Consider the following 17,682-nt stretch of genomic DNA (forward strand, 5'->3'; position numbering starts at 1 on the left):
AGTTATTTGATTGTGCAAATTTTTTCGTGTTAAAATTTCGTAGGTGAGGTGCACGCAATTAATTATTTAAAATTGTTGTTATGTTTAAAACGGATAACATTTAAGCTGATAAATGGGGTGGTTTGGAGAAAACTTTGGCTGGTTAGTTGGGAGTAAAGAAGATCTGATCAAAACACGGGAGGCCAACAAGCCTAAGATGCAGCAACATGAAAGCGAAGTTGACTATGCCAAAACAGTATTAACTTATGAGGATAGCTTTAACAACGCTTATTGGCAAAAAGCTTACATAAAGCGCGGGCTGCTTGTTCTTTTAATAGTAATGGTGTTCACCAACCCAAGCTTTGAAAGTTTTAAAGCGCATGTGAAATCAAAATACGGCTTTGCGGAAGACCAGTGCAAGCAGCAATTTAACCTTATCTTTCTTGGCAAATTTTCTGCGCACGGCCATAGTTTCGTTGGCGCGTTCGAAACTTTCTTTGCCATTGGCACAACAGACGCGCAAATAACCAGGGTTGTGAACAAGCAGGATAGTGTTTACAAAGACCCTACAAAAAAGCGCGACACATTTAAAAAGTTTGAGCCGTTGCCGCTGCCTGCCAGCTTAGATACCGCTGCCGACCGCGAGTTCCATCAGCCCACAACGCCACCGGGTCAGCCGCAGCAACAACAGCAGCAGCCCGACACCACACGTTTTTAACTCAAATTTTAAGCGCTGATGCCCAGCATCGGCCTGTGGCTTTGCGCTATCGCGGCGATGATCACAATAATGGCTAACGTAAAAAATATAGCCACCGTGCGATGTTTAGAGGCAGGCTCCTGCGCTTTTTTAGACCGAGAATAACCAATGGTGATGAGGATGATCGCGAATATCATCATGCTGATGTGCTCTACCGTCCAGTAGCGGGTAGCGCTATCTTTCATAGTATTAGCACCAAACTGCACAAACGGACTGATGAAATACAACGCCAGGCCTACGAGCAATTGTGTATGCGCCGATATCATGGCAAACAGATTAAGTTTTCTGTTACCATTGGTATAGGTTTTATTGCCTAACCAGCCGATAAGCGCGTTGACGATGGCAAGCAGTAATAAGATGGCCACTACAAATCTAAGTCCCGAGTGCAGGTATTTTACTATGGTGTACGCGTTCATGATGATGTATTGTGCAGCGAAGATAGGGAATGTGAGGTTAACCTTTAGACACAATGTTGAGTTCTATATTAGATGTTACTTTCTTTGCCCGTCAAAGAAAGTAACCAAAGAACTTAGCGAAGCGGTCTCATGAAATAAACTCGCGGCTGCATCCTGAGCTACAATGTTTCTGCACGTTTCAATGCCTGTAGTTACCGCACAGACTGATGCCGCATTTTTTCGGTGTCGTTGATTCAATGCCAATAGCTTATTCTTAGATACGTTGCGTTAAGGATCGAATTGTAGAGCCCAACCCTAACCCTCCCCGGAAGAGAGAGGACTTAGCCGCGTTAGCGATAGCAGCGAAAAGCCCGCAGGGATCCGTTAGCTAACGGAGACCGAGGACTTGCAGCGAATAGCGCGGCTTCATCGAAGATGGAGCAACGCCCAACATCATTTCCGGCACTATTAAGATATAACCGTCCCTCGAACCCTCAAAGACTTGGTTAAAAACCACTTATTTAAAAACCCGGAAATTCTTAGCAAAGAAATAAAGAATTAGAAATCTATCCTAAAACTCCCTGCCTTATAACCACAATTTATAGCCTAATGAAAAAAATGCTGTAACAAATGTATGATGATGAGGATATTATCTCACTTTAAATAAAATGTTAAATACATTAGAGCCAATTAAACTCGAAAATTAAACGCAAAATGAAGAAACAATTACTCTTTTTCTTTGCCCTGTTGTTAACCAGCTTTTCTTATGCGCAGCAAACCTTCCCGGTTAACGGCGCGTGGGATGTGCGGCCGGGGCAGTACGCTTTCATTAATGCCACTATAGTTACCAGCCCGGGGCAGGTGCTTAAAGGTGCGGCATTAATAGTTAAAGACCGCATTATAGAAGCGGTAGGTGTAGGTTTGGTGATCCCTAAAGGATATGTAACCGTTGACCTTAAAGGTAAATACATTTACCCCGGACTGGTTGACGCATACACTACCTACGGTATGCCCGAGGCCCCACGCCAGCAAGGTGGCGGCGCATTTGGTGGGTTTGGCCGTGTAAACACCCCCATCTCTACCAAGCCGGGTGCATTTGGCTGGAATGAGGCTATCCGCCCGGATGTGCATGCCAACAGCATGTTTCACGCTAACGCGATCAGTTCAAAAGATCTTAAAAGTAACGGCTTTGGTGCAGTGCAGTCATTGGTACATGACGGTATCGCCCGCGGTACTTCAGTAGTGGTTTCATTGGGCGATGAGCGCGACAATGAGGTGATCATCAGCGACCGCGCTGCCGCGCACTACTCTTTCAGCAAAGGTACTGCTGCAACCAACTATCCGTCTTCATTGATGGGTACCATCGCGTTGATCCGCCAGACATACCTTGACGCTGCCTGGTACAAAAACCAAAAGGAAGAGTATAATATTTCTTTGCAGGAGTTTAACCGCACGCAGGATATCCCGCAAATATTTGAAGTGAGTGACCTGCAAAGCATTTATCGTGCCGATAAAATTGCCAAAGAATTCGGCAAGCAATATATCATGAAGTCTGACGGTAAAGAATACCAGGACATTGCTGCTGTAAAGGCTACCGGTGCAAGCTTTATCGTCCCGGTTAACTTCCCGGCAACTTATGATGTTGAGGACCCTATCGAGGCGCGTAACATTACATTTGAGCAACTAAAAGACTGGGAACTGGCGCCGACCAACCCAGCAGCTTTGGAAAAAGCAGGCATCAGGTTTGCGCTTACCTCTTATGGTTTAACCAGCGCTAAAGAGTTCTGGACCAACGTTCGCAGCGCGATAACCAATGGACTTACAGAAACCACCGCTTTAAAAGCGTTGACAGAAACTCCGGCCGAAATGCTTGGCGTAAGCGACCGCGTGGGTACGATAGCCAAAGGTAAACTGGCTAACTTCATCATCACTTCTGACGACCTATTTAAAGGCGATAACATCATCTACGAAAACTGGATAGAAGGCCGCCAATATGTAGTTGCTAAAATGGATGTGCAGGATATCCGCGGCACCTACGCATTCAACAATCCGTTTTTTGCCAATACTAATCTTCGCATCGGTGGTACACCGGGATCATACACTGTAAGCATTGAGCGTACAGGTGCAGACAGCGCCCGCGCGCAAGGAACCATTGTTCGTAATGGCGATTTGGTAAACATTTACTTTGACCTAAAAAATAAACCGAATGGCGTCATCCGCTTAAGCGGCTATTTAGCAGACAACAAACCGGTTACTTTAAGCGGTAACGGTGTTGCCCCTGACGGCAGCTCATTCAACTGGAGCGCGGTTTACAGCGGCCCTGCTCCGGCAGGTGGCAATGGCCGGCCGGGCTTTGGCCCTGCAGGCATGAATATGCCGGGCGGACAAGGCGGCGCGCGTGTTGCCGCGCCTGTTGGTCCTGTGGTTTATCCGTTCGCGGCATATGGTTACGTAAATGTGCCAAAAGCCGAGACCGTTCTGTTTAAAAACGCTACCGTTTGGACCAACGAGAAAGAAGGCATCCTGCAAAACGCGGATGTATTGATCGAAAACGGCAAGATCAAAGCGGTAGGTAAAAACCTGGCTGCAGGTGGTGCCAAAGTTATCGACGCTACGGGCAAACACATATCGCCGGGTATTATTGATGAACACTCCCACATCGCGGCTACAGGCGGTATCAATGAAGGTACACAAGCGGTAACTTCAGAAGTACGCATCGGCGACGTGCTGGATGCAACCGACGTTAACCTGTACCGTCAGCTGGCGGGTGGTGTTACCATCTCTCAGATCCTTCACGGTTCTGCAAACCCGATCGGTGGGCAAAACTATATCATCAAACACCGCTGGGGCGTTACTCCGGAGCAATTGAAATATGAGAATGCTCCGCAATTCATCAAATTCGCGCTGGGCGAAAACGTTAAGCAAAGTAACGGTGCTACCCCAACCGGCCCTAACATCCGTTTCCCGCAAACACGTATGGGTGTTGAGCAAGTGTATGTAGACGCCTTTACCCGTGCGAAAGAATACAAAGCGGCACGTGCAGTAAAAGGTAACAATGTGCGCCGCGACCTGGAGCTGGAAGCTTTGGCCGAGATCCTTGACGATACCCGCCACATTACCTGCCACTCTTATGTACAGTCTGAAATTAACATGCTGATGCACGTGGCAGACACCATGGGCTTCAAGATCAACACCTTTACCCACATCTTAGAAGGTTACAAAGTGGCCGACAAAATGAAGGCCCGCGGTATCAACGCCTCTACCTTCTCTGACTGGTGGGCATATAAAATGGAGGTGCAGGACGCTATCCCTTACAATGCCAACATCATGGCTTCTGAAGGTATAAACGTAGCCATTAACTCTGACGATGCCGAAATGGCGCGCCGCCTTAACCAGGAAGCAGGTAAATCTGTGACTTATGGTAAAATGGGCGAAGAAGACGCTTTGAAACTGGTAACCCTTAACCCGGCAAAAATGCTGCACATTGATAACCGTGTGGGCAGCTTAAAAGCTGGTAAAGATGCCGACCTGGTGGTTTGGTCTGCCAACCCGCTGTCAATTTACGCGGTAGCAGAGAAAACTTATGTTGATGGCGTGCCTTATTGGGATTACGCGCAGGACGAAGCCCGCCAGAAAGAGCTGAAAGGCGAAGAGGCCCGTATCATTCAGAAAATGCTGGCTTCTAAAAGTGCAGGCAGTGCTACACAACGTGTTGGTGCGCCTCGCCGCCGCCAGATGTACACTTGCGACGACGTGGAAGAAAGCGCATACGTTGTGGCTGATAGCTACAATGGCATGATCAACGCGGCAACGCAAACTGCTAACTTATTGTCAGAGCAAAACAAAAAGTAAACCTTCACAAGACAAACACATGAAAAAGAAAATATTATTAAGCTTTGGCGGGATGCTTTTAGGTGCAGCGGTTGCACTGGCACAGCCAAACATTGTTCCGGCTAAACCGCAGGCAGGCCCTGTTGTGGTTACCGGCGCAACTATACACATCGGCAATGGCAAAGTGATAAACAATGGTTACGTTGCCTTTGACAAAGGTAAAATCACCGCGGTTGGCGAGGGTGCCGCGCCATCAATGGCAGGCGCTACCATCGTTGACGCAACAGGTAAACAAGTTTATCCCGGCTTTATTTGCCCTATCACAACTTTGGGTTTGGTAGAAACAGAAAGCGTACGTGCAACTGCCGATGATTCTGAAACAGGCGATATCAACGCTAATGTTCGCTCATTGATCGCCTATAACACCGACTCGAAAGTGATCCCTACCGTTCGCGCGAATGGTATCTTGCTGGCACAGCCAACTCCCGAAGGTGGTATCGTAGCTGGCCAGTCATCGGTAATGATGCTCGACGGCTGGAACTGGGAAGACGCGGCTTACAAAAAAGACATCGGCATGCACATTACCTGGCCGGTGGCACGCGCAGGCCGTGGCCGCAGGGGTGGTTTCCAATTCCCGGGCGCTGCACCTGCCGAGTCGCCTTCAGAGATCGCTCAAAAAGCGATAGATAACTTAACATCTTTGTTTACACAAGCGCAGGCTTACTCGGTAGACCCTAAGCACGATGTTAACAACCTGCGCCTTGGCGCTATGGCCGGTTTGTTCAATGGCACTAAAAAGCTTTTCGTAAACGCTGATGGCGCAAAGGAAATTGAGCAGGCGGTTGCTTTCGCTAAAAAGTTCGGTATAAGCGCGGTAATAGTTGGCGGTAAGGAATCTTACCTGGTGACAGACCTGCTGCGTCAAAGCAATGTTCCTGTTATCCTTAAAGAAACTCAGACACTGCCCGATAAGGATGAAGACGACGTATACCTGCCCTATAAATTGCCGCACTTGCTGCAGGAAGGCGGTGTTTTGTACGGGCTCACCGGTATTGGTTTTTGGCGCCAGCGCAACCTGCCGTTCGAAGCAGGCGAAGCAGTTGGTTACGGCCTTACCAAAGAGCAGGCGGTATCTATGATCACCCTGAATAATGCCAAGATATTAGGTATAGACAAAACAACCGGAACTTTAGAGACCGGCAAAGACGCTAACCTGTTTATCTCTGACGGCGACGCTTTAGACATGCTGACTCTTGACGTGAAGAACGCTTACATAAAAGGCAAAAGCATAGACTTAAACAGTTGGCATAAAATGCTGTACAAACGCTACAGCGATAAATACGGCATACCGACTAAGATGTAATCCGTAATCGCAATATAGAAAGCCGTCCTGTAGATCAGGGCGGCTTTTTTGTTGGCTTGAATATTTAAAACCGTTATGTCATGCTGAGCTTGTCGAAGCATCTCATCGATGAAGCCCCACCCTAACCCTCCCCGGAAGGGAGGGAACAGAATTACTTCTCAAAGAATAATCCTCCTTGTCATGCTGAGCTTGTCGAAGCATCTTATGCGCTAATGCAGTAAAATCTTTCTGTCACTTTTCTTGACCGTCAAAGAAAGCAACAAAGAACTTAGCGGAGCGATCTCATGAACGCCTTCAAAAATAAACAACGGTGAATAACACTCGCCGCTGCACCCTGCGCTACAATGGTTCTGCTATTTTCAAGTGTGGTATTCACCGCACAGACTGAGGCTGCATTTGTTGGTGGAGTTAGTGCAGTGCCAACATTGAAACCCAGTTCGTCATTGCGAGCGGAGCGAAGCAATCTCAAAGGACAATCAAATCAATGAGCGCTCATTTGCCGCTTGGGCTCATTACTTTCTTTGGCCGTCAAAGAAAGTAACCAAAGAAACTCGCCGCTGCGCCCTGCGCTACAATGGTTGTGCTGTTTCAAAGCCTGTAGTTGCCGCACAGACTGATGCGGCATTTGTCGGTGGCGTTAATGCAGTGCCAACATTAATCCCCCAATGCGTCATTGCGAGCGAATCAGAGCCTTTACTGAGTTTATCGAAGTACGGCAATCTCAAAGGACAAATCACTAGTTATGTCATTGCGAGGAGCGTAGCCGACGCGGCAATCCGAGCATAAAATCTTAAGAATGTCACTAACGGATTGCTTTGTGCCTCGCAATGACAACCTCGGTATTTGCCGATTTGATTTGCATTTCACATTAAAGTGGCAACATCCGGAAAGAAGTATGGTTAGCCAATTACTTCCCCGCCCCCTTCAACACCCTATACACATGCGAAGCAGAATATCCCGTTTGCGCGGCTATCTGGCGTATGCTTTGGCCTTCGGCGTGCAGTTCTATTATTTTTTGCTCAACCTCGGCGGTCAGGTTTATTAACCTTGGCCGCAAATGGTCAGTTTCTATGCCCTGGTCTGTAAACTCAAATTGCAGAAAGTTGTAGTGCTTCACTATCCTGCACAGGCAAACGTTGTCGGGGCCATAGGTTTCTGCAGTGTTGCGTTGTTTTATTTGCTTAAGGTAGCGCTGGCCGGGTTGTGTAGCGCTGTCGCCAATGGCAAACGCGCTGTCGCAAAAATTGATGAGCATCTTACTGCCCTGCAGGTCGTCGCGAGATATGGGTTTGCTGCCGTTACGTTTGGGGGTGTGCGCCAGAACCAGTATGGAGATCTTGTATTTGTTTTTAATGTCCTGCAACTGGCTGATGAGGTTCAGTGCAGGCAATGCACCATGCGTGCCCGAGCCCAGGCAGGTAATATTATCGATGATGAGCACTTTGGCCTTGGCGTTCAGGATGGCATTCTCCAGCGCGTTGATGATATACTCGCCCCGGTTCTTAAAGCGATGGGCGCCTTTGGCATCGGGGTTTACAGACGAGCGTAAGAAATTATCGCCGAAACGGTACATGCCATAAACCCCGTCCGAGTAGCGGGTGCTGAACTGCTTGGCAGACAATTCGAAATCGATGTACAAAACCGTTTGCGTGCTAACGGTCAACTCGAAATTACCTACGCAGCTTTCCCTGCTGATCGAATCTGCCAGCTGCACGGCCAGTATAGATTTGCCCGTGTTGGTATCGGCAAAAAGGATGCAAAGTTCATTTTCATACCAAAACCTGTCGAACAGCATTTTGGCATCGGGTAGTTTATCGGATTCGGCAAGCCATTCCGAAGCTTTCTTGGTGATAAAGCCATCTTCTGCCGTACCGATCGGTTCGGCTTTTACAGGTGCTGGCCGTTTCTGGCACATGGAACGGATGAGCTCTATCTCCATAGGGCGTTCAAAATAATGGTGAGGCGGAGTGTAGTTGTGCGACATTTGTAATTGGATGTCTCCAAAGTTACCACGCGGTTTGGTGTGTTTCGGTGGCGGTGTTTTGTCAGTACTGCAGCTGTTTCAAAGCCCGTTTTTGCCTTGGTAGTGACAAAGTAGTGCTTGCAGGTAAACGCTGTAAAGCGTTGAAAATTAGCAAAGAGCAAGATGGTGTCACATACTTAAAAGTAGGGGACAAGTGTTTCAACTGTTTCACTTGAAACAGTGAAACACCCCAACGTTGCGAACAAAAAAACGCCGCTCAATAGTTGGGCGGCGTTTCGTTTTATGTATTGTCCCGGTGTCGGCGAGTGGAATTATAAATATAAGATAAGTTTGGTTATAACTAACTATTGCTCAATAAGTTTTGGTCGATGTAATCCAGCACTTCGGCATCCTGGTCGAATTTGCGGGCAAAGAATGCGTCGCTTGCTTTTAAAGCAGGTGCATCTGCCATGGTAAGGGTTTTAGGCCGCGGGTTTTTCTCGCTCCAGTCGATATACCTGTAATTGTGGTTAACCATTTTATCTTTCAAGGGCGAATTATAGATAAGCGTCTGGAAGAACATCTCGTCGCTGCCCCAGCTATATTTAAAGAAGCCGGTGATCGGCAGCTTGTCGTCGCAGCATTTAAGGATGTATCGCGTAGCCTCTGCATCAATAGTAAACCAGGCAGAGAAACCGATGACCGTATAACCGGCAGGCGCTGTCCTTTTTGGCAATGCTATATTCAGCAATTTTTGAAGGGCGTATTTTCCTTTCAGTTTCCAATCGGTAAGGTTGTAGGTGTTGATCTTTTGCTGCGCTTCTTCCAGCCAGGGTTCGCCCGGCAGGCAATAGTTAAAAAAGCACTTGCCTTTGTTCTCTTCAAGCAGGGCGTTGAATTCGGCGATAGGTTTTATAGGATAATCCTGCCCGCTGATCAGGTTTACAAAGTCAAACTCCCTCCTCAACTCTACGATCGCCCTTAGTCCATTGATCGTAGCCTCAACAATGCTGTACCCACCCCAATTTACGTCGATGCGGTTTTTCATTAAGTAAACGTCAGGTTGCTTTTCAAGTTCCAGGAAGCCCTGCATGTCGCACTTTTTGTCAATGTGGATAACAACAAAGCTTCCGGGATGGGCAATTTGTTTTACAAGACGGGCAACCTGCGCCAGGTCTCTATGGGCTAAAATGAGATGAGCAATTTTCACAGTTAAAGGCTGAATTAGATAGTGTTACAAAGTACAACTTTTTAAAACCAATGTTTTGTTCATTCGGTAACAAATAAATACTTTTTAAATTTTTTTAAAAAGTATTTTGAAGTTGATAAAATGATTTGTTAAGTTTGTGATACATGGAAGCGAAAGCAAAGGCTAAGAAACAAGACGGCTTGACCGATAAAGTTTTAAAGCAATTTTATTTTAACCATGAATTGTCGTGTGCCGATATCAGCGCCAGGCTGAATAAAAGCATACCCCTGATTACGAAATCAATCAACGAGCTCACTGCCGGCGGCCTTGTCATAGAACAGGGCCTCGCGCAGTCGAGTGGAGGCCGCCGCCCGTTACTATATTCCATAAAACCTGACGCTATATATGTCCTGGCCGTTGCAATGGACCAGTTATCGCTGCGCATTGGCCTTTTGGATATGCACAACAAACCTGTCGCCGATGTGCAGCAGGTAGAGCTTACCCTCTTTAAAAATACCAAGTCGCTGCAACGGCTAATTGAGATCATTAACGAGTACATCAAAAGTTCGGGCGTAGCCAAAAGTAAAATAGCCGGCATTGGTATTGGCATGCCGGGCTTTGTAAACATTAAAGAGGGGATCAATTACTCTTACCTGGATGCCGAGGGCGAGGACCTTAAAGAGGTAATAGGCCAGGCAACGGGTTTGCCTGTGGTTATTGATAACGACTCGAGTTTGGTGGCCCTTGCAGAACAGCGCTTTGGCGCGGCAAAAGATCAAAAAGAAGTAATGGTAATCAACCTGGGGTGGGGCATCGGCCTGGGGATGATCATCAACGGCAAGTTATTCCGTGGTCATGATGGCTTTGCAGGCGAACTGAGCCATATCCCCTTATCAGAAAATGGCGAACTATGTAACTGCGGTAAACGCGGGTGCCTGGAGGTTGAAGCGTCTATGCTGGCGGTTGCCCAAAAGGCGATAGCAGGTATTAAAGAAGGCAAGATCACCAGCCTGAAACATATTACAGACGACCCGCATAAACTTGCCGGAGATGCCATTATGGATGCCGCCAACAGCGGCGACCATTTCGCCATAGACTTGTTAGCTGAAGCCGGGTATAAAATCGGCAAGGCGCTGGCGATACTGGCGCACATCATGAACCCCGAGACCATTGTGCTTAGCGGCCGTGGAGCCCGGGTAGGCAAGATATTGCAGGCGCCCATTCAGCAGGCCATGAATAAATATTGCATTCCGCGGCTGGTGAGTAACACATCGCTCAAAATATCAGAAATTGGCTTTGATGCGGAGCTGATTGGTGCGGCAGTTTTAGTAATGGATAACTTTAAATTGAATAAATAGGCAGCCGGTAAGCTGCCGCGAAGACGATCACAAAAACAAAATTATGGCACGTTTAAATCTTCTTGAAGAGACCCGGTATGAGAAACTGCCGGTAACCGTTTACCCCGACCAGCGTACGGCATCAGTTACTGTCGCAGCCCGTATTGCAAAACTGATCAAAGCTAAAGCCGAGAGTGGCGAGAAGGCAGTTTTGGGTTTGGCTACCGGTGTAACCCCAATAGCGGTTTATGCAGAACTGGTACGCCTGCACAAAGAAGAAGGGCTTAGCTTCAAGAATGTGATCACATTTAACCTCGACGAATATTTCCCGATGCAGCCAAACGCTGCCCAAAGCTACGTGACGTTCATGAATGAAAATTTATTCAATCATGTCGATATCGATAAAAACAACGTACACATCCCTGATGGCACCTTGCCGCAGGAAGACGTGGCCGAATTTTGTCTTAACTATGAAAGGCTGATAGAAGAGTATGGCGGACTGGATTTCCAGTTATTGGGTATAGGGCGTACAGGCCACATCGGGTTTAATGAGCCCGGCTCGGCGCCAAATTCGGGCACCAGGCTGGTTACCCTCGACGACCTGACACGCAGCGATGCCGCCCGCGATTTCGGTGGCAAGCAAAACGTACCTACAAAAGCCATCACCATGGGTGTGGGAACAATCTTTAAGGCCCGTGAGATCATCCTGATGGCCTGGAGCCAAAAGAAGGCACCTATAGTTAAAAAGGCAGTTGAGGGAGAAATCTCGGGAGAGGTTCCTGCAACGTATCTGCAATTATCAGATAATGTAGAGTTTGTTCTGGATGAGGGTGCCGCTTCTGAACTTACCCGGTTTGATACCCCATGGCTGGTTAAGGACTGTGTCTGGCACAACCTGCTAAAAAAGAAAGCCGTCATCTGGTTAGCTACAAATGTCAGAAAACCAATTTTAAAGCTTACCGAAGATGATTATAATAATAATGGCATGGCACAACTTGCTGTAGAGCAGGGGCCGGTATATGACATCAACATAGACATCTTCAACCAGATACAACATACCATTACCGGCTGGCCGGGTGGTAAACCAAACGCCGACGATTCGCAACGGCCGGAACGCGCTAATCCGGCAAAAAAACGTTCGATAGTTTTTTCTCCGCACCCGGACGATGACGTGATCTCTATGGGTGGTACTTTCATCCGTTTGGTAGACCAGGGCCACGATGTGCACGTGGCTTATCAAACATCTGGCAATACTGCAGTGTGGGACGATGATGTGCTGCGCTATATGGAATTCGCGATTGACTTTGCCGAGAGCCGCGGCGACGACAGCGCAGACCTGCATAAAGTTTATGATGGCATGCGGTCTTTTTTCGCTGTTAAGCAGCCTAACCAGATAGACACTCAGGAGATACGTAACGTTAAGGGTTTTATACGCAAAAGTGAAGCTATCGCAGGCGCGCGTTTTGCAGGCTTGCCCGATTCAAACATCCATTTTCAGGCCTTACCTTTCTATGAAACCGGTAAAACACAAAAAAATTCTGTTGGTGACAAGGATGTGGAGTTAACCATGGAACTGCTCCAAAAAGTAAAGCCACACCAGGTATTTGTAGCAGGCGACTTTGCAGACCCGCACGGCACCCACGTAGTGTGCTTTAACATAGTTTTAAAAGCTTTACAAAGGTTAGCACAAACAGAAGAGTGGGTTAAAGATTGTTGGATGTGGCTATATCGCGGTGCGTGGCACGAGTTTAAAACATACGAAATTGAAATGGCGGTGCCACTTTCTCCGCAGGAGGTGTTGCGCAAACGCAACGCCATATTTAAACATCAGTCGCAAAAGGACAGACCGGTTTTCCCGGGCGATGACGCCCGCGAGTTTTGGGTGCGTGCCGAGGACCGCAACCGCGAAACCGCACGCTGTTATGACGAACTTGGCCTGGCAGAATATGCCGCGATGGAAGCCTTTGTGCGGTATAAATTTTAAGTAAGATCTCTCACCCGGGCGGGCGCTGGTTGAATTTGTGACCGGTGCTTGCCGCCCGGATATCTACTATTCCATGTAATGCCCATCTTGTCATGCCGAACTGTTTCGGCATGACCGGTCATAACAGCGCTTGACAAATCCCTCCAAATCCCTTACATTACACCTGATTAAACCAACCCTAATTATGGCCGGAACAACTGTTAAAGCCCCCCGTCTGCTTTCTCTCGATATTTTCCGCGGTATTACTATTGCCGCAATGATACTGGTAAATAACCCCGGTAATGACCATGTCTATGCGCCGCTAGAGCATTCGGTGTGGAATGGATGTACACCAACAGATTTGATCTTCCCATCCTTCTTGTTTATGGTTGGCGTAGCCATTGTTTATGCTATGCAAAACAAGCGTGCAACGATAAGCCATAGCAAGCTGATCTTAAACGCTTTCAGGCGTATGGTGATGCTGATCCTCATTGCCTGGGGCATTCAAATGTTTTACCACCCAGATCTCGCCCACCTGCGCTTCCCGGGCGTGTTGCAGCGCATAGCTGTAGTATATTTTATAGCCACTGTTATCTATGTAAAAACAAATCAAAAAACGCAGGATTGGCTCTTCGGGATATTTTTGGTTGGCTATTATATCATCATGACATTTATCCCGGTTCCGGATGGTCATGCAGCTAACCTCGACCCTGAAACTAACATGGGTGCATGGCTGGATAGGTTAGTGTTTGGCACCAACCACCTATGGCGGTCATCAAAAACCTGGGACCCCGAAGGGTTGCTGGGTACACTGCCGGCAATTGGCACCGCAATATTCGGTATACGTGTAGGCACCTGGATAAAACGCACCGACCGCGACGAGACAACCAAAACCGTATGGCTGTTTGTTTACGGAATTGTAGCCGTATTGTTAGGTATGCTCATCGACCTGTTCTTCCCCATCAACAAAGCGCTTTGGACCAGTTCGTTTGTGCTGTATGCCGGCGGCCTGTCAACATTAGGATTAACACTTTGCTATTGGGTGGTCGATGTTAACAAGCATAATAAATTGTTGTGGCCATTCCTGGTATTTGGCACCAATTCTATAGCGGCTTATATCCTGATAGACATCTGGCCGGGATTGATCAACCTGATAAAAGTACATCACGATGGTAAGGTTGTAAAGGCGATGTCTTACTATAACCAGGTTGTGTTCGCGCCGAATTTTTCTCCTATAAACGCGTCTATGTTCTTTGCGCTTAGTCTGGTAATTATCACCTGGCTGATCATGTACCCGCTATATCGCAATAAAATTTTGATACGCGTGTAATTGTCCCGACTGAATCACGTTATTTAGACCTTAATTAAAACGACCCAATACAAATGAATCTTAAAAGTTTATATGCTTGTGCTGCTGTTTTACTGGTAGCAGGAACAGGCGCATACGCGCAAAAAAGACCTGTTACAATTAAAAAAGTTGCTATTGGAAATACAGGTAAGCCAATACCGGTTGACCCCGCGGTTATCATTGGCAATTTGCCAAACGGTTTAACTTACTACATCCGCAAAAACGTTCAGCCAAAAAACCGTGCAGAGCTTTACCTGGTAAATAAGGCAGGCTCTGTTTTAGAGAACGATGCACAACAAGGCCTTGCGCACTTTACAGAGCACATGGCATTTAACGGAACCCGCGATTTTCCGAAGAACCAGTTGGTAGATTATCTGCAGAAATCGGGTGTAAAATTCGGTGCGGATTTAAATGCTTATACCAGCTTTGACGAGACAGTATACCAATTACCATTGCCAACAGACAGTGCGAAGGTATTTGCAAAAGGATTTTCGATCCTGGCCAATTGGGCAGGTTACGTAAGCTTCGACACAGACCAGATCAATAGCGAACGCGGTGTGGTTTTGGAAGAGGAGCGCCTGCGCGGGAAAAACGCACAGCAGCGTTTGCAGCAGCAATGGCTGCCTGTGGTATTAAACAACTCGCGCTATGCGCAGCGTTTGCCGATAGGAAAAGTAGACATCCTGAATAACTTCAAACCCGAAACGATAAAGAGCTTTTACCACGACTGGTACAGGCCCGATCTGCAGGCTGTTGTGGCTGTAGGTGATTTTGATCCTAAGCAGGTTGAGCAGTTGATCAAACAAAATTTTTCGGCCTTAAAAAATCCGGCAAAAGAAAAACTGAGGACCAAATACAACGTGCCTTTCCGCGCCGGAACTAAGGTAAAGATCGCCACCGATAAGGAATTCCCTTACACTATGGCGCAAATCTTTATTAAGCATGCTAAGGTTGAAGACAATACGGAAACCGGTTACCTGCGCGACATAAAAGTTGCCCTTTTTAACGCGATGCTTAACAACCGTTTAAGCGAACTGACGCAAAAAGCAGATCCGCCTTATCTATTCGGTCAGGTAAATTATGGTGGATTTTTGGGCGGGCAAGATGCCTTGACAGAATTTGCCGTGGCAAAATCGGCAGATAAATTAAAGACTGCTATCGATGCCGTACTCGACGAGACAGAGCGTGCACGCGAGTTTGGGTTTACCGAAACTGAGTTGGCCCGTGCAAAAGAGTCGACAATGACCGCCATGGAAAATCAATGGCGCGAGCGTGACAAGACACCATCCGTGTCTTTTGTCGGCGAATATCAGCGTAACTTCTTGCAAAAAGAACCCATACCCGGTATCAATTGGGAATATAATTTCTACAAACAACACCTGGCCGGTATCAAATTAGCCGATATCAACTCACTTGCCGGCAAGTTTATCAGCGACCAAAACCGCGATGTGATCATCATGGCTGCAGACAAAGACAAAGATAAACTACCGGCAGAGGCTACTGTTTTAAGCTGGGTGAACAGCCGTAACAAGGTGACAGCTTATGTAGATAATGTGAGCAATAAACCTTTAATAGAGAAGCTGCCGGCGCCCGGAAAGGTGGCGTCGGAATCAAAAGATGCCGCTGTAGGTACTACCATGCTTACGCTTGGCAATGGCGTAAAGGTGATCCTGAAACCTACAGACTTTAAAAACAATGAAATATTGATCCGCGGGTTTAGTTTCGGCGGCACGTCTCTGGCACCTGATGCCGATTTTGTGTCTGATAATTTTGCGGATGGCGTTATTGCCAGCAGTGGTGTTGGGCAGCTTACGCAAATTCAATTAAGTAAAATGCTGGCAGGTAAAAATGTTTCCATCACGCCGTTTATAAACGAAACTACCGAGGGCATTGCCGGCAGTACTTCACCGAAAGACCTGGAGACTGCGTTGCAATTGGTGTACCTGTACTTTACACAGCCGCGCAAAGATGCTGATGTTTGGCAATCTAATGTGGAGCAATACCGCAGTGTTTTGCAAAACCGCAGCCTCGACCCGCAGTCTGTATTTAGCGATACGGTTACCGCTGTACTGAGCAATCATAGCTTCCGCCGGATGACCACTACCGCTAACCAGTTGGATAAAGTAAGCCTGGACAAGGCTTATAATTTCTACAAAGAGCGCTTCGCAGATGCCGGCGACTTCACATTTACGTTTGTAGGAAACTTCGATCCGGAGAAAATAAAGCCATTGCTTGAACAATATCTGGGCAGTTTACCTGCCGATGCAAAACATCAGTCGTATAAAGACCTGGGCATACGCACGCCAATGGGCAAGTTTACCAAAAGTGTTTACAAAGGCATTGGCGATAAAAGCGTTGTCGACCTGGTGTGGACCGGCAACTACGATTATAACGAAGCCAACAACCTGCAATTAGATGCCTTAGAAGAGGTTGTAAATATTAAATTAATAGAACGCCTGCGCGAGAAGGAAAGCGGTGTTTATTCACCCCGCATACAGGCATCTTACAGCAAAATCCCGGTTGGCCGTTATAATATTACTATCAGTTTTAGCTGTGCACCGGCTAACGTTGATAAGCTGATCAACGCCGCGATGGAAGAGATCGCCAAGATCAAGCAAAACGGGCCTGAGAAAGTCGACATCGAAAAATTCGCTGCCGAAGAAAAACGTTCGACCGAAGTGCAGTTGAAAGAGAACAATTTCTGGGCTACCTATTTAACAGGGTCGGCTCAAAATGGCACAAATCCCGATCTGATCAACGATCATATCAAAAACCTGGATCAGGTTACACCGCAAACTGTCAAGGATGCGGCCAACAAATATTTTGGCGCGAACCAAATCAATCTTGTATTATATCCGGAGAAGAAGTAAAAAATATCCGCACAGGTTATTGAGTAAAAGAGGCGCGAATGCGCCTCTTTTACTTTTTTATATCTACCCGTTTCCTGTCGGGATATAGAGATAAGTAAGTCATGGTGCTGTCCCCGGCCTGATGGACTGTTATGCCCGTACATTTCCCTGTATTATCGATCTCGAAAGAGATGCCCGCTTGCCTGTCGTAATAAACCTTTAGGCTGTCTGCTCCCCTGGTGTATGTAGCAACATGATTTAGCTTAAAATGCCGGGCAATGTCTTGTATGGCTAAGCCGGTATGTAAATTTTCGGCGGTTTTAAATGCAGGCGATGTAACGCGGATCACTTTGACATAGCTGATATCGTCATGTTTGCCGTCGTAATTGTGATGGGCAAATATATCTGTCTGATAATCTGCCGTATCATGTTTGGCAAACCAGGTATGGAATGACGAGCCCATTGCCGCGTCGCTCTTGTCGGGGCGGCCTAACTTATCCATAACAGAATCTAAGTTTTCATTCAGGCGCGTGTTGCCGATGCTTTTTCCCGGAATGATAAGGTACGCGGGAGACGGTGCTTCAATTTTGGCTTCTACCGCTGCTACAGCGGTCGAGTCGGTATCCGTAATTTTCTTCTCGTTGTGGGCAGACGAGCATGCTGCTATTAAAGGCAATGTGGCGAACAGGAAAAATTTGCGTAACATGG

Annotated in this window: 11 protein-coding genes; 7 read left to right on the forward strand and 4 right to left on the reverse strand. The window is 47.2% G+C overall.

The features are described 5' to 3' along the window. Positions 1-112: 112 nt before the first annotated feature. Positions 113-697, forward strand: a complete 585-nt coding sequence (locus tag GO620_RS15435; protein ID WP_157524655.1) for a hypothetical protein — start codon at positions 113-115, stop codon at positions 695-697. 8 nt (positions 698-705) lie between these two features. Here the strand turns inward: GO620_RS15435 and GO620_RS15440 are convergent, their stop codons facing one another. Then, entirely contained in the window at positions 706-1,152 is a 447-nt protein-coding gene (locus GO620_RS15440) for a cytochrome B (protein ID WP_157524656.1), read from the reverse strand. Positions 1,153-1,845: 693 nt separating this feature from the next. Between GO620_RS15440 and GO620_RS15445 the strand changes: the two genes are divergently transcribed. Beyond that, positions 1,846-4,983, forward strand: a complete 3,138-nt coding sequence (locus tag GO620_RS15445) for an amidohydrolase family protein (RefSeq protein ID WP_157524657.1) — start codon at positions 1,846-1,848, stop codon at positions 4,981-4,983. Positions 4,984-5,002: 19 nt separating this feature from the next. Beyond that, positions 5,003-6,325: an amidohydrolase family protein gene (locus tag GO620_RS15450; RefSeq protein WP_157524658.1), complete on the forward strand. Its 1,323-nt coding sequence runs from the start codon at positions 5,003-5,005 to the stop codon at positions 6,323-6,325. A 907-nt stretch (positions 6,326-7,232) separates the two neighbouring features. Here GO620_RS15450 and GO620_RS15455 read toward each other — a convergent pair. Then, a complete protein-coding gene (locus GO620_RS15455) occupies positions 7,233-8,309 on the reverse strand; it encodes an AAA family ATPase (RefSeq protein WP_157524659.1) in 1,077 nt (358 codons plus the stop codon). Between the two features lie 340 nt (positions 8,310-8,649). Beyond that, on the reverse strand, positions 8,650-9,498 hold the full coding sequence (locus GO620_RS15460; protein ID WP_157524660.1) for a beta-1,6-N-acetylglucosaminyltransferase: 849 nt from the start codon (positions 9,496-9,498) through the stop codon (positions 8,650-8,652). A gap of 143 nt (positions 9,499-9,641) precedes the next feature. Between GO620_RS15460 and GO620_RS15465 the strand changes: the two genes are divergently transcribed. From GO620_RS15465 to GO620_RS15480, 4 genes are all read left to right on the forward strand, one after another. Next, positions 9,642-10,835, forward strand: coding sequence for an ROK family transcriptional regulator (locus GO620_RS15465; RefSeq protein ID WP_157524661.1), 1,194 nt, complete (start codon positions 9,642-9,644; stop codon positions 10,833-10,835). Positions 10,836-10,878: 43 nt separating this feature from the next. Then, positions 10,879-12,798 carry a glucosamine-6-phosphate deaminase gene (nagB, locus tag GO620_RS15470; protein WP_157524662.1) on the forward strand — a complete coding sequence of 640 codons (1,920 nt, stop codon included), beginning with the start codon at positions 10,879-10,881 and terminating at the stop codon, positions 12,796-12,798. A 184-nt stretch (positions 12,799-12,982) separates the two neighbouring features. Continuing rightward, positions 12,983-14,107 (forward strand): acyltransferase family protein, encoded by a 1,125-nt coding sequence (locus GO620_RS15475; protein ID WP_157524663.1) that lies wholly within the window; start codon positions 12,983-12,985, stop codon positions 14,105-14,107. A 53-nt stretch (positions 14,108-14,160) separates the two neighbouring features. Then, positions 14,161-16,995, forward strand: a complete 2,835-nt coding sequence (locus GO620_RS15480) for a M16 family metallopeptidase (protein ID WP_157524664.1) — start codon at positions 14,161-14,163, stop codon at positions 16,993-16,995. Positions 16,996-17,044: 49 nt separating this feature from the next. Here the strand turns inward: GO620_RS15480 and GO620_RS15485 are convergent, their stop codons facing one another. Next, positions 17,045-17,680: a hypothetical protein gene (locus tag GO620_RS15485; protein WP_157524665.1), complete on the reverse strand. Its 636-nt coding sequence runs from the start codon at positions 17,678-17,680 to the stop codon at positions 17,045-17,047. Between the last annotated feature and the right edge of the window lie 2 nt (positions 17,681-17,682).

The sequence above is a fragment of the Mucilaginibacter ginkgonis genome (assembly GCF_009754905.2).
Taxonomy (GTDB): Bacteria; Bacteroidota; Bacteroidia; order Sphingobacteriales; family Sphingobacteriaceae; genus Mucilaginibacter; species Mucilaginibacter ginkgonis.